Origin of the sequence: Granulibacter bethesdensis (genome assembly GCF_001889525.1) — a bacterium.
GTDB lineage: Bacteria > Pseudomonadota > Alphaproteobacteria > Acetobacterales > Acetobacteraceae > Granulibacter > Granulibacter bethesdensis_C.
In genome coordinates this window covers 507,504-528,288 of sequence record NZ_CP018192.1, presented here as the reverse complement: position 1 = coordinate 528,288, position 20,785 = coordinate 507,504, and the positions used below count along the sequence as shown (strand labels likewise).

General features: G+C 59.2%; 20 protein-coding genes and 1 other RNA gene. 9 read left to right on the top strand and 12 right to left on the bottom strand.

Annotated features, from left to right (window positions below; all coding sequences use genetic code 11):
• Positions 1-9 precede the first annotated feature (9 nt).
• A complete protein-coding gene (locus GbCGDNIH6_RS02415) occupies positions 10-765 on the bottom strand; it encodes a pseudouridine synthase (protein WP_072562727.1) in 756 nt (251 codons plus the stop codon).
• Positions 762-1,484: a gamma-glutamyl-gamma-aminobutyrate hydrolase family protein gene (locus GbCGDNIH6_RS02410; protein ID WP_072562726.1), complete on the bottom strand. Its 723-nt coding sequence runs from the start codon at positions 1,482-1,484 to the stop codon at positions 762-764. Before GbCGDNIH6_RS02410 ends, GbCGDNIH6_RS02415 begins: the two co-directional genes overlap by 4 nt.
• 73 nt (positions 1,485-1,557) lie before the next feature.
• On the opposite strand from GbCGDNIH6_RS02410, the gene GbCGDNIH6_RS02405 reads away from it, so the two are divergent.
• The gene (locus GbCGDNIH6_RS02405; RefSeq protein ID WP_072562725.1) at positions 1,558-2,040 is read left to right on the top strand and encodes a nucleoside deaminase; all 483 of its coding nucleotides are present in this window, start codon (positions 1,558-1,560) and stop codon (positions 2,038-2,040) included.
• A 77-nt stretch (positions 2,041-2,117) separates the two neighbouring features.
• On the opposite strand, the gene GbCGDNIH6_RS02400 is transcribed toward GbCGDNIH6_RS02405, so the two are convergent.
• From GbCGDNIH6_RS02400 to GbCGDNIH6_RS02390, 3 genes are all read right to left on the bottom strand, one after another.
• The gene (locus GbCGDNIH6_RS02400) at positions 2,118-3,524 is read right to left on the bottom strand and encodes an autotransporter strand-loop-strand O-heptosyltransferase (protein ID WP_072562724.1); all 1,407 of its coding nucleotides are present in this window, start codon (positions 3,522-3,524) and stop codon (positions 2,118-2,120) included.
• 356 nt (positions 3,525-3,880) lie between these two features.
• Entirely contained in the window at positions 3,881-4,291 is a 411-nt protein-coding gene (locus GbCGDNIH6_RS02395) for a hypothetical protein (RefSeq protein WP_157692297.1), read from the bottom strand.
• 68 nt (positions 4,292-4,359) lie between these two features.
• Positions 4,360-5,187 carry a methyltransferase domain-containing protein gene (locus tag GbCGDNIH6_RS02390; protein ID WP_232449921.1) on the bottom strand — a complete coding sequence of 276 codons (828 nt, stop codon included), beginning with the start codon at positions 5,185-5,187 and terminating at the stop codon, positions 4,360-4,362.
• Positions 5,188-5,302: 115 nt separating this feature from the next.
• On the opposite strand from GbCGDNIH6_RS02390, the gene gloB reads away from it, so the two are divergent.
• The 3 genes from gloB to GbCGDNIH6_RS02375 are packed head-to-tail and all read left to right on the top strand — an operon-like array spanning position 5,303 to position 7,128.
• Complete coding sequence (gloB, locus tag GbCGDNIH6_RS02385) at positions 5,303-6,031, top strand: hydroxyacylglutathione hydrolase (protein WP_072562721.1); 729 nt, start codon at positions 5,303-5,305, stop codon at positions 6,029-6,031.
• A gap of 27 nt (positions 6,032-6,058) precedes the next feature.
• Positions 6,059-6,664 (top strand): glutathione S-transferase family protein, encoded by a 606-nt coding sequence (locus tag GbCGDNIH6_RS02380; protein ID WP_072562720.1) that lies wholly within the window; start codon positions 6,059-6,061, stop codon positions 6,662-6,664.
• Positions 6,661-7,128, top strand: coding sequence for a cupin domain-containing protein (locus tag GbCGDNIH6_RS02375; RefSeq protein ID WP_408874833.1), 468 nt, complete (start codon positions 6,661-6,663; stop codon positions 7,126-7,128). The genes GbCGDNIH6_RS02380 and GbCGDNIH6_RS02375 overlap by 4 nt, the downstream gene beginning before the upstream one ends.
• Before the next feature lie 60 nt (positions 7,129-7,188).
• Here GbCGDNIH6_RS02375 and GbCGDNIH6_RS02370 read toward each other — a convergent pair whose 3' ends face one another.
• From GbCGDNIH6_RS02370 to GbCGDNIH6_RS02335, 7 genes are all read right to left on the bottom strand, one after another.
• Positions 7,189-8,850 carry an OprO/OprP family phosphate-selective porin gene (locus GbCGDNIH6_RS02370; RefSeq protein ID WP_081369925.1) on the bottom strand — a complete coding sequence of 554 codons (1,662 nt, stop codon included), beginning with the start codon at positions 8,848-8,850 and terminating at the stop codon, positions 7,189-7,191.
• A 189-nt stretch (positions 8,851-9,039) separates the two neighbouring features.
• Positions 9,040-9,762: an acetoacetyl-CoA reductase gene (gene phbB / locus GbCGDNIH6_RS02360; protein ID WP_072564267.1), complete on the bottom strand. Its 723-nt coding sequence runs from the start codon at positions 9,760-9,762 to the stop codon at positions 9,040-9,042.
• Between the two features lie 133 nt (positions 9,763-9,895).
• Positions 9,896-12,514 carry a cation:proton antiporter gene (locus tag GbCGDNIH6_RS02355; RefSeq protein WP_072562718.1) on the bottom strand — a complete coding sequence of 873 codons (2,619 nt, stop codon included), beginning with the start codon at positions 12,512-12,514 and terminating at the stop codon, positions 9,896-9,898.
• Between the two features lie 239 nt (positions 12,515-12,753).
• A complete protein-coding gene (locus tag GbCGDNIH6_RS02350; RefSeq protein ID WP_072562717.1) occupies positions 12,754-13,935 on the bottom strand; it encodes an acetyl-CoA C-acetyltransferase in 1,182 nt (393 codons plus the stop codon).
• A 73-nt stretch (positions 13,936-14,008) separates the two neighbouring features.
• The gene (gene rlmN / locus GbCGDNIH6_RS02345) at positions 14,009-15,202 is read right to left on the bottom strand and encodes a dual-specificity RNA methyltransferase RlmN (RefSeq protein WP_072562716.1); all 1,194 of its coding nucleotides are present in this window, start codon (positions 15,200-15,202) and stop codon (positions 14,009-14,011) included.
• Positions 15,199-15,738 carry an invasion associated locus B family protein gene (locus GbCGDNIH6_RS02340; protein ID WP_072562715.1) on the bottom strand — a complete coding sequence of 180 codons (540 nt, stop codon included), beginning with the start codon at positions 15,736-15,738 and terminating at the stop codon, positions 15,199-15,201. Before GbCGDNIH6_RS02340 ends, rlmN begins: the two co-directional genes overlap by 4 nt.
• Before the next feature lie 97 nt (positions 15,739-15,835).
• The gene (locus tag GbCGDNIH6_RS02335; RefSeq protein WP_232449920.1) at positions 15,836-16,414 is read right to left on the bottom strand and encodes an RNA methyltransferase; all 579 of its coding nucleotides are present in this window, start codon (positions 16,412-16,414) and stop codon (positions 15,836-15,838) included.
• Positions 16,415-16,548: 134 nt separating this feature from the next.
• Here GbCGDNIH6_RS02335 and GbCGDNIH6_RS02330 point away from each other — a divergent pair, with 134 nt between their 5' ends.
• The 5 genes from GbCGDNIH6_RS02330 to rnpB all read left to right on the top strand — a co-directional run bounded on the left by GbCGDNIH6_RS02330 (position 16,549) and on the right by rnpB (position 20,438).
• Positions 16,549-17,787, top strand: coding sequence for a class I SAM-dependent methyltransferase (locus tag GbCGDNIH6_RS02330; protein WP_072562713.1), 1,239 nt, complete (start codon positions 16,549-16,551; stop codon positions 17,785-17,787).
• A gap of 11 nt (positions 17,788-17,798) precedes the next feature.
• Positions 17,799-18,350: a YdcF family protein gene (locus tag GbCGDNIH6_RS02325; protein ID WP_072562712.1), complete on the top strand. Its 552-nt coding sequence runs from the start codon at positions 17,799-17,801 to the stop codon at positions 18,348-18,350.
• An 18-nt stretch (positions 18,351-18,368) separates the two neighbouring features.
• Positions 18,369-19,199 carry a TerB family tellurite resistance protein gene (locus tag GbCGDNIH6_RS02320; protein WP_072562711.1) on the top strand — a complete coding sequence of 277 codons (831 nt, stop codon included), beginning with the start codon at positions 18,369-18,371 and terminating at the stop codon, positions 19,197-19,199.
• A gap of 2 nt (positions 19,200-19,201) precedes the next feature.
• On the top strand, positions 19,202-19,954 hold the full coding sequence (locus GbCGDNIH6_RS02315) for an N-acetylmuramoyl-L-alanine amidase (protein ID WP_072562710.1): 753 nt from the start codon (positions 19,202-19,204) through the stop codon (positions 19,952-19,954).
• Between the two features lie 32 nt (positions 19,955-19,986).
• An RNA gene (gene rnpB / locus GbCGDNIH6_RS02310) (RNase P RNA component class A) lies at positions 19,987-20,438 on the top strand.
• Positions 20,439-20,785 lie beyond the last annotated feature (347 nt).

The window sequence follows — 20,785 nt, the reverse complement described above, 5'->3', positions numbered from 1 at the left end:
GAATATGTCTCAGTCTCGGGGAAGCTGTTCACGCAGCACCTTGCCGGTCACTTCCTCCACCTCGCCTTTGCCAAGCTGACCAAGCTGGAACGGGCCGTAAGCGATACGGATCAACCGGGTCACATGCAGCCCGATATGGCGCATGACCTTACGAATTTCACGGTTCTTCCCCTCCTTCAGGGAAACAGTCAGCCAGGAATTGCTGCCCTTGCTGCTGTCCAGCCCGGCTTCGATCGAGCCATAACGGACACCTTCCACGGTGACGCCACGCGCCAGACTATCCAGCATCTCCTGCGTCACATCACCATGCACCCGCACGCGATAGCGTCTGATCCAGCCGGTCTGCGGCAGTTCCAGCCTGCGGGCCAGCATGCCATCATTGGTGAGAAGCAACAGCCCCTCGCTGTTGAGATCAAGCCGCCCCACACTCACCACACGCGGCATGCTCGAAGGCAGCTTTTCGAACACGGTCGGGCGGCCCTGCGGATCGCGATGGGTGGTCATCACCCCATCAATCTTGTGATAGCGCCACAGCCGCGTGCGATCCGGCGCTTCCACCAGAGAGCCATTAACGGTGACCAGATCACCCGATCCCACAAATGTCGCGGGATGGGTCACCACTTGGTTATTCAGGCGGACCCGACCATCTTCTACCAGCTTTTCCGCGTCACGGCGGCTGGCCACCCCCGCCCGTGCCAGCCATTTCGCAATGCGCTCACCACGCGGCGCCCCTGCATCAGCGTCTTCCATCCGCTCCTCCGTCATGATGCGCAGGCCGCGATGAAGGCCGCAAAAATACGGGCGTCACCGGGGTCGATCAGAAATTCGGGATGCCATTGCAGGCCGAGACAGAAGCGATAACGCGTATCCTCGATCCCCTCGACCACCCCATCCGGTGCAACCGCATTGATACATGCATGAGGCCCCGGCGTGCGAACCGCCTGATGATGAGCGGAATTCACCTGCATCTGCTCTGCCCCCACAATCCTGTGCAACAGAGTGCCAGGCAGGATCGTGACCTCATGCCCCGGCTGATGCCGCGGGTTGGGTTGCTCATGCTCCAGGGCGTTTTCAATGCTATCGGGAATGTGCTGAATCAGGGTGCCACCCAGTGCCACAGCAAGCAATTGCTGGCCACCGCAAATGCCGAGCACCGGCATATTCCGCGCCAATGCCCCTCGGGTCAGGGCCAGTTCAGAGGCCGTGCGGGATTCCTTGAGAGTGACGGTCTCATGCATTGCACCGTCACCATACAGCGCCGGATCGACATCGAAGGCACCGCCCGTCACCACCAGACCGTCGATCCGCTCCAGATAGGCTTCAGCCAGTACCGGATCGTGGGGCAATGCCACCGGCAGCCCCCCCGCTGCAATGACCGCACCAGCATAATTTGCACGCAAGGCGTACCAGTCATATTTCGAATACCCGCCAGGTTGCTCGGTATCCAGGGTTACGCCAATCAGGGGACGAGTCGTATTGTTCATGGTCTCTAGCTAAAGCGGATCGACGGCGGATGAAACACGTTATACGCGGCATATACGGCACAATGCACTGAGCATGCAGGAAAACTGTCCCCCTTTCCTGTTTCGCCCCGGTCCGGGTGAGGCTATGGAACATGCCCTAAGACAGGCCCGTCTCGCCGCGGCCGCGGCGGAGGTGCCGGTCGGTGCCGTGGTGATCAGCCCGGAAGGATATCTGCTGGCGCAGGCGCATAATCTGACTGAGACCAATCATGACGCCAGCGCTCATGCCGAAATGCTGGCCATGCGTGAAGCTGCAAAACAACTCGGCTCAACACGCTTGATCGGCTGTGATCTCTACGTGACGCTGGAGCCTTGCCCGATGTGTGCCCAGGCAGCCAGCCATTTCCGCATCCGCAGGATCATTTTCGGCGCATACGATCCAAAAGGGGGCGGCATCGAGCATGGCGCCAGAGTGCTCAATGCTTCCTCCTGCCATCACCAGCCGGAAATCATCGGCGGCGTGCGAGAGACAGAAGCAGTCGCTTTGCTGCGCGGCTTTTTTCAGGCTCGGCGGTAAACCAGCATCTTGAAGAGACAATCCCGCTCATCCGCTAGCTCTGCCGGGATGAACGGGATGAGCAGTCAGCCAATGTTTCAGGCTTTCTGAAGTTTTTTCGGATGGGAAGCTGTTTCACTCTTTTTGACCGCTGCGCTGGCTTCCACCCGCGCCAGTTGCTTCTGGAAGGCTGGGATCATACGGATCTTATCAATCACATAATCCGCAGAAATCAGCCTGGTACATTCGAATTGACGCGGTGTGTCCTTTTGGCGAGGGCACCACATAAAATCGTGATGATCAAAGCGAATACTGGCATCGTTCCAGCAGCTGTTGCAGGTATGCCAGTTGTGAACACGGTAAGGCGTGTGAAACTCATTGGTCGGGTGTGTAAAGCCGCTGATCATGACCACTGGCGTTCCGGCTGCCCAGGCCAGCCAGGACAGGCCGGAACTCAGACCGACGAAGAAATCCGCATGACGCAGCCAGCGGGCACGCTCCGTCAGCGGGCGATTGCCGGTTTCGTCTTCCGCACCGTTGGGGATATGATTCCAGACCAGACCCACTCCATGAACGGCTTTCTGGTCGATACAGATCACGCGATAGCCAGCACGCTTTAACTCAGCGATGACGCTGCGCCAGCCGGTCGGATTATTCCAGTATTTCGACTGGGTCGAACTCTGGACAGCAATACAGACATAAGGCTCCGGGATGGGGCGGCTTTCATCCGGCAGGGCCAGACGGGGTGCTTCCTCTTCCGGATCCACACCAAGAATATAGCCCGCCGTTCGATGCAGCCCTACAAAGCGAAAATCAGTCGGCTGCCAGGCACAGTCGATATCATCAAAGAACAGACCCAGCGAATATGTGGCGTAGAATGTCTCCGCCAGCTTCTTTTCCTTCATCTCGTCATGCGTGACGAAGGTGATATGCGGATAGGCTTTTTCCAGAACCGGAATGATGAGTTCCGACAGGGCACAGGTCAGTTTGCAGCCATGCTTCTCGGCAAAGCGGGCAGCATAGGGAAACCACGCCATGATATCGCCGAGCGTGCCGACCGGAAACTGGACCAGGATATCACGGCCCCGTGCATCGTAATCATGCACGAAAAATGGCTCCTTCCCACTCGCCGGACCGCCATCGGGAGAGTCCCATACCTCGATCCGGAAGCGGACGAAAAACCGCTTTGCAGAATTGATGAATGTCGCAGGACCAGAGGACAGGAACAGGATGTTCCCGGTATCAATATCCCTCAGACAGACAATAAACGGCTTCTCCTGACGTTCAGGGAGTGACACCCGTGCTCCGAGATTGAAATCATAACGAATACCGCGCGGTCCTTCCTGCGTCGGAATATCAGCCACTGCAGGATAAGGCGATTTGACCTCAGGAGCAGGCTGCTTTGTCGGGGCAGATTCGGTCGAGGAGGCTGGAATATGCGAAACAGGAACAGATGCAGAAGCGTCCTGTGCAGAAGAAGAAGAAGAAGAAGAGATGTCGGTCAAATGTCTGATCTCGCCGCTGGGTTTAAGGCATTAAAAATTGTAAGAAAAAATAATTAACGTGTTGTCCCAAAAGTAAACTTTATATTCTCAATACTCTAATATTTTTGTGCTGTTAAAGAATCGGCTGTATAAGTAACATTAAAAATCAATTCATCGACCTGCTCCAGCATGCAACCTAAAGGCAGATCTGTCGCATTGGTTGATAGTCTGCAGACTATACAACACAGCTGAAGATTGGCAATGCCATTCAGCATTGACCGAGACAGCACAGCGCAAGACCGGACGATCTCCGTTCTATCGCAGGGCCTTATAGACCCATGCTGAGGCCCTGTTTCAAGCAAAAGCAGATCATTATTTCAGCGAACAGTCTCATCCCGCTTTGCCTGCACCTGATAGGTGCAAGCCCGCGTATCAACAACCCCCTCAAAACTGTCTCCGGTAAAATGACCGTCCAGGGTATTTCCCTTGAAGGTAGACATGAACGTGCCATCCGGCGCGACGGGAGTGCGGAATACGACAGGATGCCGGTGCGCGATGAAGCGCAGAATGGCCATGCCATGGGTTACCCTGATGGCCGCCTGATCAAAATCCTGCCCGCATTTGGCCCGACTGCCTTTCACTGCGGAGATTGTACGGCTGCCAGTGTAGCTACCATCATAGGCATCCAATGACGTAGCGGCGGCAACCGGGGATGGAGAGGGATTACTATTGGATGAACCGCAGGCGTTCAGCCCGAGCACGACCGGAACCAGCAGGGATACAGTCAAAATCCGGACACGCCGCAAAACGATATCTCCTGCGCACGAAGCCGGGGTAGATCCGATAGGGCGCGTTATCATGAGTTTCCGACTGATGATCGATCCGGGGATACTACCCCGCAGTCAGAAGTCGTAGAGGGGTGAGAAACGGCTGTAAATGCCTTCTGTGATACCAGATGCTCCGCCGCATCCTGTACCATCAATCGCTTACGGATGGTCGGGCGCAGCGGCACACCCGCATACACATCCTTGACGGCCTCACTGATCGTGACGCCTGCAAGCCCGGGTATCAGATGGCGGCCAGTTGATTCAAACAGCCATGCAGCACGCAGAAGCGCACGGCTATGAAACACGGGAGGCATATACAGCGCGGCATCCCGGCGTTCCACCCGGAACAGGGAAGCGGCCAGCAGACGCTCGATCTGGCCGTGAGAAAATGGCTGCCCTTGCCCGAACGGATTGGTATCCAGATGCGCCCATAACCCGGTCCGGTTCGGTGCCACCACCATCAGCCGTCCGTCATCTTTCAGGATACGCCATACCTCCCGCAGCAGACCGCGTGCGTGATCCGTCATCTCCAGCGCATGCACCAGCACGATGCGGTCGATACTGAGATCCGGAAACGGTAATGCCGATGGAGTCGCATCACAACTGAGTGTGCGACCGGCAGGGGGCCATACCTGGCCGGCAGAGGGCTGCAAAGACCCGACAACACAGCGATACGCCGTGCTGCGCCAACATCGCATATACGGGGCGGCATGGCCCAGCCCCAGCAAGGTCTGGCCCTCGCATTCTCCACCCGGCCATAACAGACGCAGTCGCGCCCGCAGCAGACTGGCCACCACCTCCCCCGCCAGAGTGCCATAAAACGCGGCGGCCTGCTGCATATCGGGTAGTTTTTCCATCCGCCGCATCCGGTTCACAAACCCCATCTGCTACAGACCCTGCCACAGACATGGCTTTGCCTATGGGCATGGCCTGTGTATTTCCGCAGCCTCTCAGCCATGGTACACTAACACCATGACACTGGCACTCCATCCTGTTCCTATGCGCACCGACAACTATGCGTGGCTGGTCAGCGACACGGAAAGCGATCTCCGCGCGATCATTGACCCCTGCGAGGAACAGCCCGCATTGGAAGCACTCCGCCAAGGTGGCGGACATCTGGCTCTGATCCTGCTGACCCATCACCATGATGATCATATTGCCGCCGCCGCCGCCCTGCGGGATCGGACCGGTGCCCTGATCGCCGGGGCCGCCGCAGATGCAGACAGGCTGCCCCGGCTGGATCATGCCCTGCATGAGGGCGACAGGCTGCCCTTTGGAACGCTGGCCGAGTTCCAGGTGATCAACACGCCCGGCCACACACGGGGGCATATCTCCTATTTCATGCCACAGGGACCGTTCCTGTTCTGTGGCGATACCCTGTTCAGCCTGGGATGCGGCCGCTTGTTCGAAGGCACGCCAGAAGATATGTTCACAAGCCTGCGCAGAATCGCTACTCTACCACCCGATACACTGATAGCATGTGGCCACGAATATACGTCTGCCAATGCCCGTTTTGCGCTGCATGTTGATCCGGACAACACGGCCTTGCAGCAACGAACCACCGATGTCGCGCGGATGAGGGCGTCAGGGGAGCCATCCCTGCCCGTTCCTCTGGCGCAGGAACTGGCCACCAACCCGTTTCTCCGGGCCTCAACCCCCCATGTCCTTGGTGAGTTGAGGCAGATGAAAGATCGGTTCTGATCTTTATTTCATTGAAAGTGCGGCCTCGTGAAACTGTTCTATTCCACACTCAGCCCGTTCGCACGCAAAGTCATCGCCTGTGCGATCGCGCGCGAAATTGATCAGCAGATCACGCTGATCCCAACCAGCCCCCATGCGTCACCGCCGGAACTGCTGGCCGCCAATCCCCTGTCCAAGATACCCACCCTGCTGACCAGTGACGGGTTGGCGATCTATGACAGCCCGGTGATCTGCGAGTATCTGGACAGCATCCAGGATGGTGGCATGAAGCTGTTTCCCCGTCTGGAAAGCCCGGCGCGGTGGGTCGTCCTGCGGCAACAGGCGCTGGCAGATGGTATCATGGATGCTGCGGTCCTGCGGCGTGGCGAGGAAACCCGCCCCGGAGAGGAGGCCCGTGATGCAGTCATTGAACGCCAGCGTCAGGCCGTGCTGCGCGGGCTGGATTTTCTGGAAACGGCACTCCCCCATACTTTGCTGGACATCGGCAGCATCTCGGTCGCCTGCGCGCTGGGATATCTCGATCTGCGTTTCAGCCATGAGGACTGGCGTTCAGACCATCCGCGCCTTGCCCAATGGTTCGAGACCATTTCTCAGGAACCAGCCCTTGCCCTCAGCGCGCCAAAGCCCGCGTGACCGGCAATATTCTGCCTGGGATTGATCTGCGCGACACTTCCCTCCCGGTGGGGGCGGTGATCTCGCATCTTGATCTTGCCCCTCATCCGGAAGGCGGTTTTTACCGCGAAACCTGGCGTGCCGCAGCGTCAGGACCGGGAGAGAGAGAAGCCGGAACCGCGATCCTGTTCCTGCTGGCTGCCGGGCAACGCAGCCACTGGCACAGGGTGGACGCATCGGAGCTCTGGCTATGGCAGGGCGGTGCGCCGCTTCATCTGCATCTGTCAGAAGATGGATCATCAACCACACGCTTGCGGATCGGGCCTGATCTCAGTCAAGGCGAAACGCTTCAGGGTGTGGTCAGGCCACATGCATGGCAGGCAGCGGAAAGTCTCGGAAACTGGAGTCTGGTCAGCTGCATCGTAGCCCCTGCTTTCCGGTTTGAGGGCTTCGAACTTGCCCCACCCGGTTGGCAACCAGGGTGATGCCTGAAAAACCCGGATGCACAGACATCCGGGTTCATCAGCAGAGTATGGCCGATAGTATCAGAACGCAGCCTGTGCCCGTCCGACGATTGAATGCAGGGTCTGGCCGATTTGAACCTTGCCCGCAGAGTTCATCCGATCAACATCAATGTAGTTGTAATCAAGCATAAAACGGAAATGCCGGTTCAGATACCAATTGACGCCTGCCGCAAACACCGCCTGACGCCCACCATAGGTACCACCCGTCACAGAGGCCGCAATCCCCGGCGTCACATTGCTGTTGAGATCGGCAATGCTGTAGCGTGCGACCAGTTCGAACGCACCCCAATGTCCATGCGACGGATCAAAATTATGCACCGGGCTGGGGCCACGGAAGGCCGCTGCACTGGGATCGTACTGCCGCACCTCCCCCGTCAGCACATAGCTGATCGAAGCATAACCACCACCAAAACCGAGCGACGGTCGCGGCAGAACACCTGAAGGCTTCTGATCCACTCCAATTGCAATCCATTCACCCTGGATCAGCAGGTTTTTATAGCGGAAACCAAATTCAGGCCCGTATTCATAGGCACTGGTTGCAGACAGATTACCCGTGTCAATCAGACGGATATTAGCAACACGGACTTCCGGTCGATCACGCAGACGAAGCGTCGTGTTGCCATTCACATCATCAAGGTTAAACGCCTTGCTGGCCGAAAAGCCGACATGCACATCAACATCTTTGGCTGCGATCGGCCGGGTTGCCACACGCACGACACCACCAGTCTGGTTGCCGCTGAGTGTCTCGGTCATCTGGGAGCCATAGCTCGAACCAGTGCCATACAGTGCTGCATACCAACGCTTGCCATTGGCTTTTCCGCCGACCGTCGCACGTGCATCACCGGCAGCAATATTACGGGCTATATCAACAATTGACGGACGCTCAAGAAACAGGAATTCGTTGGAGCTTGTTGAATCCTCCAGCGTCACGCGCGGCTGGAAATAACCCAGCGTAAACACAAAGGGCTGAATACCTGAATAGTTCAGGTTGGCTTCATAAAGCCCTGCTGCACCATCCACCGAGCTGCCGAATTCCGGTGTGATATTGGCGGTTACGTTTCCATACCGGAACATGAAAGGGATACGCCCTCGACGCAGATTGGTGCCGAACGAGGTCAGACGTGTCACCGCCGGGCGGGTGCCTGGGGCTGGATCGGGCATGATATATCCGCCCATATCGTAATGCAGCGCCAGACCGACCGCGAAGGCGTAACGACCGTCAATGGCCGACAGAGTGGGACGGCCGCGCTCAAACCCGACACGGACCCCAGGGGCGCCTTTTTCAACCTGCGTGAAGGCAGGACCACCAATAGGCGACCCCTGCGGCGGAGGCGGCAATCTGGAAAAAGCATCGGTAATGTGCTCGGCATCGTGATGAACGACGAGCGCCTCCTGATGGGCCTTCTGGGCCTCCGCATGAGCCTGCGTGGCGGCAGCAATAGCCCGCTGATGAGCAACTTCTACCTTCTGGGCATGGATTGCCACCTGCGCGCGCATATGGCGCAGTTCAGCCTGCAACTGCTGTATCTGACGCGCCTGCTGCATCTGGACAGCGCGGATCTGACGTTCCAGCTCCTGAATGCGATCGGAAGAATCCTGAGCCTGCACCATCGCAGGCGACAACATGCAGGCAGTGGCGACGCCTGCCAGTAAGGCACGACGCAGCGCAATAGAAAAAACCATTAAAGAAGACCCCTGCTTCCATCATTTCAATCAGATGAACGGGCGGGGTTTAGAAACAGGATCAGAAATCTTCTATGTCAGTTTCAAGAAGATTTCTTTTTATATAAGACTATTATTTATTGTTTCTTTTTTGTTTATTTTTATTTCTATTTTGTTACAAAATATTTCTTTCTGACTGCATTCGCATCATCAATACATGTGCTGACCGCCATTGATGGACAGGGTGGAGCCAGTGATGAAATCTGCTGTCTCGTCGGTCAGGAAACATACGCCACGGGCTACATCCTCCGCCCGCCCAAGCCGGCCGACCGGGATACGGGCTACGATCTTCTCCAATACATCGGCAGGAACGGCACGGACCATCTCTGTATCGACATAACCCGGTGCGATGGCATTGACCGTGATACCATAGCGCGCGCCCTCCTGAGCCAGCGCCTTCGTAAAACCATGAATGCCGGATTTTGCGGCCGCATAGTTGACCTGGCCATATTGCCCCGCCTGACCGTTGATGCTGCCGATATTCACGATCCGGCCGAATCCTCCCTCCCTCATTCCGGGAAAGGTCAGTTTGCAGAGGTTGAAACAGGCCCCGAGATTGGTATCCAGCACCGAATCCCACATATCCCTCGTCATACGGGCCATGGTGCCATCCCTTGTGATCCCGGCATTATTCACCAGAATCTCCACCCGCCCCGCCCTTGCGCTGATTTCAGCAATGGCGGCCTCGCAGGCACTGTAATCGGCCACATCAAAGCGGATTGTCTCGATTCCGGTTTCCTCCGCAAAATCGAGTGCCGCCACATCATTATGGAGGTAATTCGCGAAGACACGATGACCCTGTGCCTGCAGGGCCTTGCTGATAGATGCACCGATGCCGCGGGTACCGCCTGTTACGAGCGCCACTCTTGCCATACTTCCCCCCAACCAGCCTTCTTCCGAGGCCATTATTGATGACGTCCATTCTCTATCGCCAGAAGCCTAAAGGGAATCATCTGCTACCGTCACGCCAAAGTGCAGAGGCGGCAGATTTTATCGAGCCTCCACCCTATTCAGCCGCGGGATAAGGGGCCGAGGCCTTCGCCGGCTGCCCTTTCTCCGCCAGCCGCTTGCGATCAAAGCTGATCAAAGGCTGCCCGGTGATATCATGCCTGGCTTTTTCCTCAACGATCTGAGGTTCCTCCACTATAGAACGAGGATGACGGGAGGAGACGATACGTTCGATGAGGGATTGCAGATCAGGCTGCTCCGCCACAAGATCACGGAATACATCGGCCTTCAGCTCCAGCAACTGGCCGAAACTACGTGAACGCGCCGTAGCGTGACGGCGGCCACCTTTCAGCACTTCATCCTCACCGAAGAAATCACCTGCCCCAAGCGTGATGACATGATTACCATCCACCAGTTCCACCGTGCCGGAGCTGATGAAGAACACGGATCGGGCAACCGCTCCACGCTTGAAAACCGCCTCTCCCGGCACCGGAAAACGCATACTGAAATTCATCGACAGGTCATGCAGCACAGCAGGCTGCAATTCACTCAGCAGCGGGAATTCGCGGATGCGGTTATCCATCCCCGTCTGGAGGTTAAAGCGCAGAGGCTGGGACAGCCGATCACGCCGCGCCTCAAGATCGCGCTGCAATTCTTCATACAGCTCCTCACCGATCAACGACTCACGGTGCAATTCGGCATATTCATTGGCTTCAAGACGCAGGGCGATCTGCCGCAGCATGCGGGTCTCCAGCGCCTCCGCATAGCCGGGATACTGCACACGGAGTGTATCAAGCGCCTCGGACAGCAATTCCCGCCGGCGACCGACAATCTCGGACACGATCTCGGCCACGCGCTCACCCAGCACCGGCTCCATCCGCCGCTTCATGAAGCGCATCATGGTAAGATACACCAGATAGCTGAGCAGCAGAATTTCATACCGCTCCATCATACGGTACATCAACGGCTTGTTGATGCGCAGATGCTTGTGCATCCACTGGGCGACCCTGAATTTCAGGGTCGGGCGCAGCCGCCGCCGGGCTGCGCGGATATAACCGAGGCGCCCATCGGAACGGACCCCGTCCACCATGCTTTCTGCCGCACGCAGCAGGTTTTCCATCACATGACGGGAAATCGCGCGATCCTTGAACATTTCCAGCAGGGTCGCTTTTTCCTGACTGGCGAAGGTCAACAGACCAATCAACACGCGCTCCCGGTCGGTAATGGCGGTATCGAAGGTGTTGGCGGCCGTTTCCTCGGCAATGCGGCGATTATAGATCCGCAGCACGTGATCAACAGATTGCGGAGAAAAACCATAGTCCTGCCCGCGTTCCTCGATCGCATCCCTCACATCCTGAAGGCCGATGGCAACCACCTGATTACGCAGCGCCTGATCGACCGGAGACAGCCGATCCAGCCCGAGCCACGTCACCAGATAACGGAGCGTGGTACCATTCACCAGCAAGGTAATCAGGGCAAAACTGGTAGCGAGAATGGCAACCATCCGCTTCACGTCAGTAGAAATGAAGGAGTTCTCGGTCACTGACAGCGCCAGCGCCAGCGTGATGGCACCCCGCAGACCACCCCACAGGATCGTGACCTGAAATTTGGCCGGCACACGCTGGGATAGTTTCAACGTGGCCAGGGCTGGCAGCAATCCAAACAGCACCAGCGCCCGCGCCGCCATGGCGGCCGCCACAACGATGGCTACCAGTAACAGATCCGATCTGGTGACCCCGATCATCAGGCGCGGCACCAGCATCGAGGCGAGGATAAACACCATGGAGCTGGCCCAGAAGCTGATCTGCTTCCAGATATCCTGCAAAAAGGACCAGCTTTGCGGACGAAAAGTCGAGGGACCAATGGAACTGACGGTCAACCCGGCCACGGAGGCCGCCACCACCCCGGACACATGCAGAAATTCGTCGCCAACGATATAGGCCAGATAGGGCAGCGCCAGAGTTAGTGTCACCTCTGCGGCGATGATCCCGTTCAGTCGCGGAATAGCGGCCAGCATGATGCGGGCAAAGCCGTACCCCACCAGCAGGCCACCCATGAAGGCCAGCACGAAACTGGAGGCAGCCCCCATGACCGACGGCACCTGATGTCTGACAAGAGTGGTCATCAGCATGGTGAACAGGGAAATCGCGGCCGCGTCATTCAGCAGCGCCTCCCCTTCCACCAGCCGGGTCAGCCGCGCATCGGCCCCGATCTCCCGGAAAACGCCGACCACTGCGCTGGGATCGGTCGTCGCCACGATGGCACCCACCATCAGGCACACGATCAGCGGTACAGGAGCGAAAGGACAAAGCGCAAATCCGATTGCTGCTGTGGTCAGAAACACGGCCACCACAGCCAGCAGCAGGATCGGCGCCGCGTCATGCACCATACCGCGCACATCAATCGACAAACCGCCATGAAACACCAACAGCGGCAGAAACACGAACAGGAAGGCCTCACTGTCGACAGGAATTGCCAGCAACGTGCTCGCCACGTGATCAAGCGGGGTGTGATGATTGGTTTCCATCACCACCGTCGCTCCGACACCGATTGCCACCCCAACGACGGCCAGCAGCACCGCATCTGAAATCACCAAATGCCGGGCCAGTGGCTGAATTGCGCTGACAACAATGAGAAGGCCGGAAATGGCGAGCAGGATGTGTGGCAGGTCGAGCATCGTTCTCCCTTACGAAAAAGGCATTCGGCTGAGCCGGTCTCTCCATGGTGCGCAACAGGATTTTCCTGAAGGCTGAACAACCTCCGTCACGTTCTTCACAAAAGAAAGTGAAAAAATGTCACTGACGGGACCAGAGAAATGAATCTTTTGACAGATTCTCACCCTGCCAGAAAACAGGCCGCCGAACAGGGAGGGGGAGATTCAACGAATGATCGCTTTCTGTCCACCCTGCTTCTGCTTCAGCTATGGAGTCTCTCGATGCACATGGCCACACCCATGCCGCCGCCGATGCAGAGTGTGGCGAGGCCTCGCCGAACCTGCCGTCGCTGCATTTCATGCAACAGCGTCACCAGCACGCGCGCACCGGATGCCCCGATCGGATGCCCGAGCGCGATAGAGCCTCCATTCACATTGACCCGGGCGGTATCCCACCCCATCAGCGCGTTCACGGCACAGGCCTGCGCGGCAAAAGCTTCGTTACCCTCGATCAGATCCAGATCGGCGACCCGCCATCCGGCCAGATCAAGCGCCTTGCGGCTGGCCGGAACCGGTCCCAGCCCCATCATGGCCGGATCGACCCCTGCGGAGGCAAAGGAGACAATCCGCGCCAGCGGACGCAGTCCCCGACGGGACGCCTCCACCGCACTGGCAATCACCAGCGCCGCAGCGCCGTCATTGATGCCGCTGGCATTGCCTGCCGTCACGGTGCCGGTTTCGGAAAAGCCGGGTCGCAAGGCCGCAAGGGCCTCCAGCGTGGTATCAGGACGGATATGTTCATCTGCGCTGACTTCCACCATGCCCTGACGACCGGGCAGGAACACGCTGGCGATTTCCTCCCTGAAAATTCCCGCCTGCGTGGCCCGCGTCGCCCGGCCATGACTTTCAAGGGCAAAAAGATCCTGCCTCTCGCGGCTGATCCCGTGGGCCGATGCCACGTTCTCCGCCGTGATGCCCATATGATAGCCGTTGAACACATCCCACAGCCCGTCCCGTATCATCGTATCGACAAGCTGGGTATCACCGAACCTGGTTCCGTTCCGAAGATGGGCGATGTGAGGGGCCAGACTCATGTTTTCCTGACCACCCGCCACTATCAGCCGGGCCTGTCCGGTCATGACCTGCTGCGCTGCCAGCATCACCGCCCGCAAGCCGGAGCCACAGACCTGATTGACGCCAAAGGCGGTATGTTCGACCGGAACACCGGCAGCGATCGCGGCCTGACGCGCAGGATTCTGTCCCTGCCCCGCTGTCAGCACCTGCCCGAGAATGACTTCCTCTACATCCTCCGGTGTCAAACCACAGCGTTCCAGCGCCGCCTTGATTGCAACCGCCCCCAGTTGATGGGCGGGAACAGAGGACAGGCCGCCCCCGAAGCGGCCAATGGCGGTCCGGGCCGCGCTCAGGATAACGGGCTGCTCCATGATTGGCTTTCTTCCCCAGCTTTATTGTTGGTTTTTATTATTTTGTTTTACAGGGGCCGGCGCAGGCAAGTCATCAGTCGATCCGGCGCTCTTTCCTGCTGTCCGTCCGCAACTGCCCGCAGGCGGCCAGAATATCCCGGCCACGCGGTGTACGAATGGGGGAAGCAAAGCCCGCCTCCATCACGATCCGGGAGAATCGTTCCAGCGCCTTCGGGCGGCTCGGCGTATACTGGCTGCCCGGCCATGGGTTGAAGGGGATCAAATTCACCTTCGCGGGAATGCCCGCGATCAGACGCACCAGTTCGCGTGCTTCGGCCTCACTGTCATTGATGCCATCCAGCATGATGTATTCAAAGGTGATGCGGCGCGCATTACTCGCGGCCGGATAACGACGACAGGCGGCGATCAGCTCCCTGATCGGATATTTACGATTCAGGGGCACCAGCTCATCCCGCAATTCATCAGTGACGGCATGCAGGGAAATGGCCAGATTAACCGCCAGTTCCGTCCCGCAGCGATCCATCATCGGCACCACGCCGCTGGTGGACAGGGTGATACGACGTCGTGACAGGGCGATGCCATCGCCATCCATCACGATGCGCATCGCCTGCTTCACGTTTTCGTAATTATAGAGTGGCTCGCCCATGCCCATCAGCACGATGGTTGATAGCAGCCGCGGCGTCTCCCCTTTCGGGCTGGGCCACTCCCCGTAGGCATCACGGGCGGCCATGAACTGACCGACAATTTCCGCCGGGCCGAGATTACGCACCAGAGGTTGCGTGCCGGTATGACAGAAACGGCACGACAGTGTGCAACCCACCTGGGAGGAGATGCACACCGCGCCGCGATCCTCGACCGGATCGGGGATGTAAACCGTCTCCGCTTCCTGCCCGTCGCGGAAACGGAACAGCCATTTGCGGGTCTCATCCACGCTGGTCAGGCATTCAGTCACGGCCGGGCGGCTGATGACGAAACGCTCGGCCAGTGTCTCCTGCTGTGGCTTGGCGATGCTGGACATGACCCGGAAATCGGTCTCACCACGATGATAGATCCAATGCCAGAGCTGTTTCGCACGAAAAGCTGGAAAACCAATCTCCGCCAGCGCCTCCGTCAGTTGCTCCCGCGACAGACCAACCAGATCCTTGCGCCCGTCCTCCAGCACGGAAGGCGGCGGAGCGAACAGGGCAGCCTTCGCCATGATGCGGGCATCTTCCGCATCCGGCATCACAGGAAGGGTGACAGGGACGGCCTGGGCAGCGGAGGTCATGATGACGGACAGGCTTTCAGAATAGTGGCGTAAGCAGCCGAAAAACCGCGCAGACTGAACGTGTCGGCAACCTCCGTCTGCTGACGTGGACCGGGACCATGCGCCACGGCCTGCCTGCCATTACGGAATGCCGCCACCGCCTTGCTACCCTCACGCGCAAAGGCAGATCGCTGGGCGGTATAGAAATCAAAGGCCGCCCCATCCACCGTCACATGCACCGTGGCATTGGGGGGGTAAGTGTATCCAGCGCTGATCGCGACGGCATCGCGGTCCTTCACGCGTTCAGTCACGGTCAGCACGACACGGGAACGCCCCGACAATTTTGGATCGGAAGCATGGGCGTAGGTAAAAGCGTAGCAAACCGTTTCCCCGGCTTCGATGTGTGTGGCGGCCGTCCAGTCATCAAAATGCCCCAGCACATGCGCACCATCAGCCCTCGGTTTCGCGCCATGGCGATGCGATGCTGCCGAAACGGCAGGCATCCAGCCGGCAACAACCAGAACAAGGACGGTCAGACAGGGTAAAACGCGGGACATTGCAGGTAGATACGGAACCCGCTCCGGCGGAGCAAGCGTTGCATGCTCAATGCACCCGCGCAGGGAAGCAGGCCAGGATGGTATGAGGAACCCAACATCATGTCTGGTCGGTGTTTTTCAACCATTCTGGCACGGTGCGCCGAAAAACCGGACTGCCATGCCCGCCGCGTGGCCCAGAAGGCTGTGCCGCTCCACCCGCCATCACCGGGCGCTCGGCATAGCGCCCATGCTGGAGCAGACGATCATACAGTACCAATGCCCCGGCCACCGACAGGTTGAGGGAAAACCGCGTCGGTATCCGCACCACATGCGTACAACGTTCCAGCAGCGCAGGAGAGAGGCTGGACCGCTCAGGCCCCAGCACATAAGCGGCATTGGCCGGATGACGAAAACTGGGCAGCAGGGACGCATCATCGGTGATTTCCACCCCCACCAGCGCGCAGTTTTTGGGCAGCACTACCGTCTCGACAGAATCGAAGCGGTAAAACGGTATATGAGCAGGCGTATCGGCAGTATCCGCACTTCTGCCAGCCCGGGCATCAAATCCGGCAGCAATGGAAAAGCAAAAATGCGCTCCGAAGGCGTGCGCGGTGCGCAATAACGCGCCGACATTGGCGGATTTTGAAATCCCCTCCACTCCGATGCCGAAATACCCCCGCGAAGACAGTGCCGTCATACGCCCGCTTGCTCCCATGCTGTCATCCCGTCAGGCTTTGCGGCGTTGCAGCCTGCGATGCAAGTCCCGAACAGGATGCGGTATGCTCCAACAGCCCCCTGCACGACCGGCTCCGGACAGGTTATGCCACATTCATGAATGACAGCACCGACCGCCATCTGGCCGATCAGTACGAAGCTTTTCCCTATCCGCAACGCGATCCGCGTGACGAGGCCAAACGCCTGATCATCGGCAGCCCGAGCCATCTGAAGGAAATTGATTACTGGGTGTTCGGGGCCAACCGCCCCCGCTCCGCAGGGCTACGCGCATTGGTGGCCGGGGGCGGCACCGGAGACGGCACGATCATGCTGGCGACGCATCTGGCGCGTGACGGGCGACCCGGTGGCGTGACCTATCTCGATCGTTCCCGAGCAGCCATCCAGACCGCGCAGGCGCGGGCGGAGGTACGCAATCTGACGGTCGATTTCAGGGCTGGCTCGATCCTTGATCTGCCAGGCATCGCACCCGGACCCTTCGATTACATTGATTGCTGCGGGGTGCTGCATCACCTGCCGGACCCCGCTGAAGGATTGCGCGCCCTGACCTCGGTCCTTGCCCCCGGGGGCGGGATGGGGCTGATGGTTTATGCCCCGCATGGCCGAACCGGGGTCTATATGCTTCAGGATGCCCTCCGCAGCCTCGCCCCGCCGGAGGAAGAGCCTCGCCAGCGTCTGGATGTCGCCAAACGGGTCATGCGCCACCTGCCGGAGACGGCATGGCTGCGCCGCAACCTGTATTTCGGTGACCATTTTGAGGGCGGTGATGCCGGGCTGTATGATCTGCTGCTCAACCCGCGCGATCGCGCCTACACGGTGCCAGTCCTGCACGCCCTGCTCGATGACGCCGGTCTGGAAGTCCGCGCCTGGATGGAGCCGCTTCGGTATGATCCCTCCGTCTGGCTGCCGGACCCGAAACTTCGGGCGAGAATGGCCGACATGACTCCGCTGGAAAAAGCGGCTCTGGCAGAAAACCTGGCCGGAAACATGAGCACGCATGTGGTCTACTGCGTTCGCAAAGGGGAGGTTCCAGCCCGCGCCGATCCGCTCGACCCGGCAGCCATTCCGATTGCGCGTGAAATGCCCGTCCCCGAGCTGGCCCGGGCCATCAGACCGGATGGTGTGCTGCCTTTGACCTTTGACGGGCTGACCGTGCCGCTGGCCCTGCCGCCACAGGCAGCTTCAATTCTCAAGCTGATCGACGGCACACGCAGCGTTGGTGATCTCCGCGATATGCTGGGCATTCGCTTCGCCGGCGAGGCCTTTGACCGGGTCTGGAGCACCACCTTTAACGCTCTGGAACGTGCCAACCGCCTCCTTCTGCGGGCACCGGACTGATCAGGCCGGGCATGACCCACCTTTCTCCCCGGCCCGGCCAGCGTCCCTGCATCGTCATCTTCGGTGCCGCCGTGCATCCGGGCGGCATTCCAAGCCCGACGCTCCGGCGCAGGGTAGAGGCGGCTCATGATCTGGGGCGGAAGATGCCAGATGTCATGTTCATGCCAACAGGCGGCGTCGGCCGTCATGGGCCTGCCGAAGCGGAAATCATGCGTCGTCTTCTGCTGACACTCGGCGTGCCGGATGCCGCGATTCTGATGGAACCGACCGGCACGGATACGCTTTCCTCCGCAAAAGCCGTCGCAGCCTTGTTGCGGAAGGATAGTGCGTGTCATGCTCCGGTTTTCGTGGCGACCTCACGCTACCATATGGGGCGTTGCGTGACGCTGCTCCGGCTGGCCGGGATTGCCGCAAGCGCCGGGATCGCCCCCGATTTCCGCGCATCCGGCGAATGGAAATGGTGGCTGAGGGACTGTCTCGCCTGGCCATACGACGTCATGCTCATGATTGCATGGCGACTCAATCAGCTGATGACATGCTCCCGTCACAGCGCCACCGGTTGAAACCTTGGACGGAATCACGTGAGTTATTGGGGTAAAATCCTCGGCAGTGTCGCCGGTTTCGCAGTAGGCGGTCCGTTCGGTGCCATGATGGGGGCGGCGCTCGGCCATGCAGCCGATAAGGGCATCTTGCCGGGAGCGGGGCAGTTCAAAGAGGGGATGAACGGTTTCAAGCTGCCTTTCGGTCAAGTGCTGGGTGGTCTTTCCACGCAGGGACCGGCCCGCATTGCGGCCCTGCTCGGACAGAAAGAACAGCTTTACGCCCTTTCCATCATCGTGCTGTCGGCCAAGCTGGCCCGGGCAGACGGGCCGGTGAAACGCGTGGAAATCGACACCTTCAGGCAGTTGTTCCGTATCCCGCCGGAAGCTGTGAAACAGGTCGGCCATCTGTTCGATCAGGCCCGGGACAGTGGCGAATCCTTTGCTTTCTATGCTGATCAACTGGGGGAAAGCTTTGCGGATGATCAGGGCCGTCTGGAAGATACGCTGTCAGCCCTTTTTGCCATTGCCCGGTCTGACGGGCCGGTCAATCGGGCCGAAAACACGTTTCTGCTGCGTGTCAGGCAGGGTTTTCGCCTGAATGACGCTGCGTGGGAGCGCGCCCGCGATCCGGACGCAGCCCGATCAGCCCGCCCCGGCCCGGATGAACCGGACCCCTATACGGTGCTGGGAACCAGTCGCGGTGCGGATGATACGACGCTGCGGCAGCGATGGAAGACACTGATGCGGGATCTTCACCCTGACAGCATGGCTGCACGCGGTGCTACACCGGCAGAGATCGCGGCAGCCTCCGATCAGGCGGCCGTCGTCAATGCAGCATGGGACCGGATCAAGCGGGAGCGAGGATTGTAAACATGCCGGTGGAACCTTTCCCCCTGCCACCCATCCGGGAACGGCCCAGCCCCAATTACGATGCAAGACCCTCTGCCACGGATGGAACGCCTGGAGCCGTCGATATGCTGGTCCTGCATTATACCGGCATGACCAGCGCAGCGGCAGCGATCGACCGGCTGTGTGATCCGGAGGCGCGAGTCTCTTCCCACTATGTGGTCGAGGAAGACGGCACTGTCTGGCGACTCGTGCCGGAACATTACCGGGCCTGGCATGCCGGTATTTCCCACTGGCGGGGGCGATCATGGTTGAATGATTTTTCGGTCGGTATCGAGATCGTCAATCCGGGCCATGAATGGGGGTATCGCGCTTTCCCCGAGGCCCAGATGCGCTCGGTGCTGGCCCTGTCGCATGCCATTGTCAGTCAACATTCGATTCCCACCTCCCACATCGTGGCCCATAGCGATATCGCGCCGGACCGCAAGCAGGATCCAGGCGAGTTGTTCGACTGGCGTTGGCTGGCGCAGCACGGGATCGGTCTCTGGCCCGATGCAACTCCGGTGCAGGACAGGCCGAAGCAGGAAAACGATCCATGGGATTTTCTGCGCCGCATCGGCTACCGGACCGATCTTCCGCTGGACGTGGTATTATGTGCTTTTCAACGACGTTTCCTGCCTGACCGGCCCGATGGAAGCGCAGATGCGGCTACCCTTTCCCGTCTCGCCACCATCGCCCATGCGTTTGAAATGGCAGACCGTGCGGCATCGTACAGTTGACAGAACCTGTCCGCTGCGCGACCTACCCCCTGCCAGACGGTCGGACGGCCGCTGATCTCCCCACTTTCGGGCGGAGGGGTTGGAGGAAAGTCCGGGCTCCACGGGAATACGGTGCCGGCTAACGGCCGGCGGGGGCGACCCCAGGGATAGTGCCACAGAAAACAAACCGCCCTTCCGCATTGCTTCGGCATGATCCGAAGGGCATGGGTGAAACGGTGCGGTAAAAGCGCACCGCGCCCCCGGCAACGGGGGTGGCAGGGCAAACCCCACCGGGAGCAAGACCGAATAGGGGCGGCCAGCGAGGCCCGTACGCTCAGGACCGCAAGGTCATGGGATTTCATGGGCCGGCGCAGGAGCATTTCCGCTCCGCTGCCCGGGTTGGTCGCGTGAGGCGTGCAGCAATGTACGTCCCAGAGGAATGGCCGTCTCATCCGCTTCTTTGGAAACGGGTGGACAGAACCCGGCTTACAGGCCGTCTGGCGCTTCTTTTCCACATAGCTATGCGCGGCGCATTGAACCGATGTGCCGTCTTTTGAGCCGAACAGGCCCTCTCTATTTCGCACAAAGCCGTGAAGGCCGGATCAAGTATGGCCCCTGCGCCCGGAGATATCGCTAAGAAACTGGAAAATAATAAGAATTTAAGCCCATCACCATGGTTTTGGCGCAGAATATCTTTTGACGCCCATATTATCCCATGGTAACCCATGACATCCCAGAAAAGGCGGGGGGCCCGCAGTGATGGGGACGGGGGCATCAGCATCCGTAAGACGGCAGCCACCTCCGACATTCGGTCAGGGGATGGTGCTTTGTAACAATAAACCTTGCACGCCC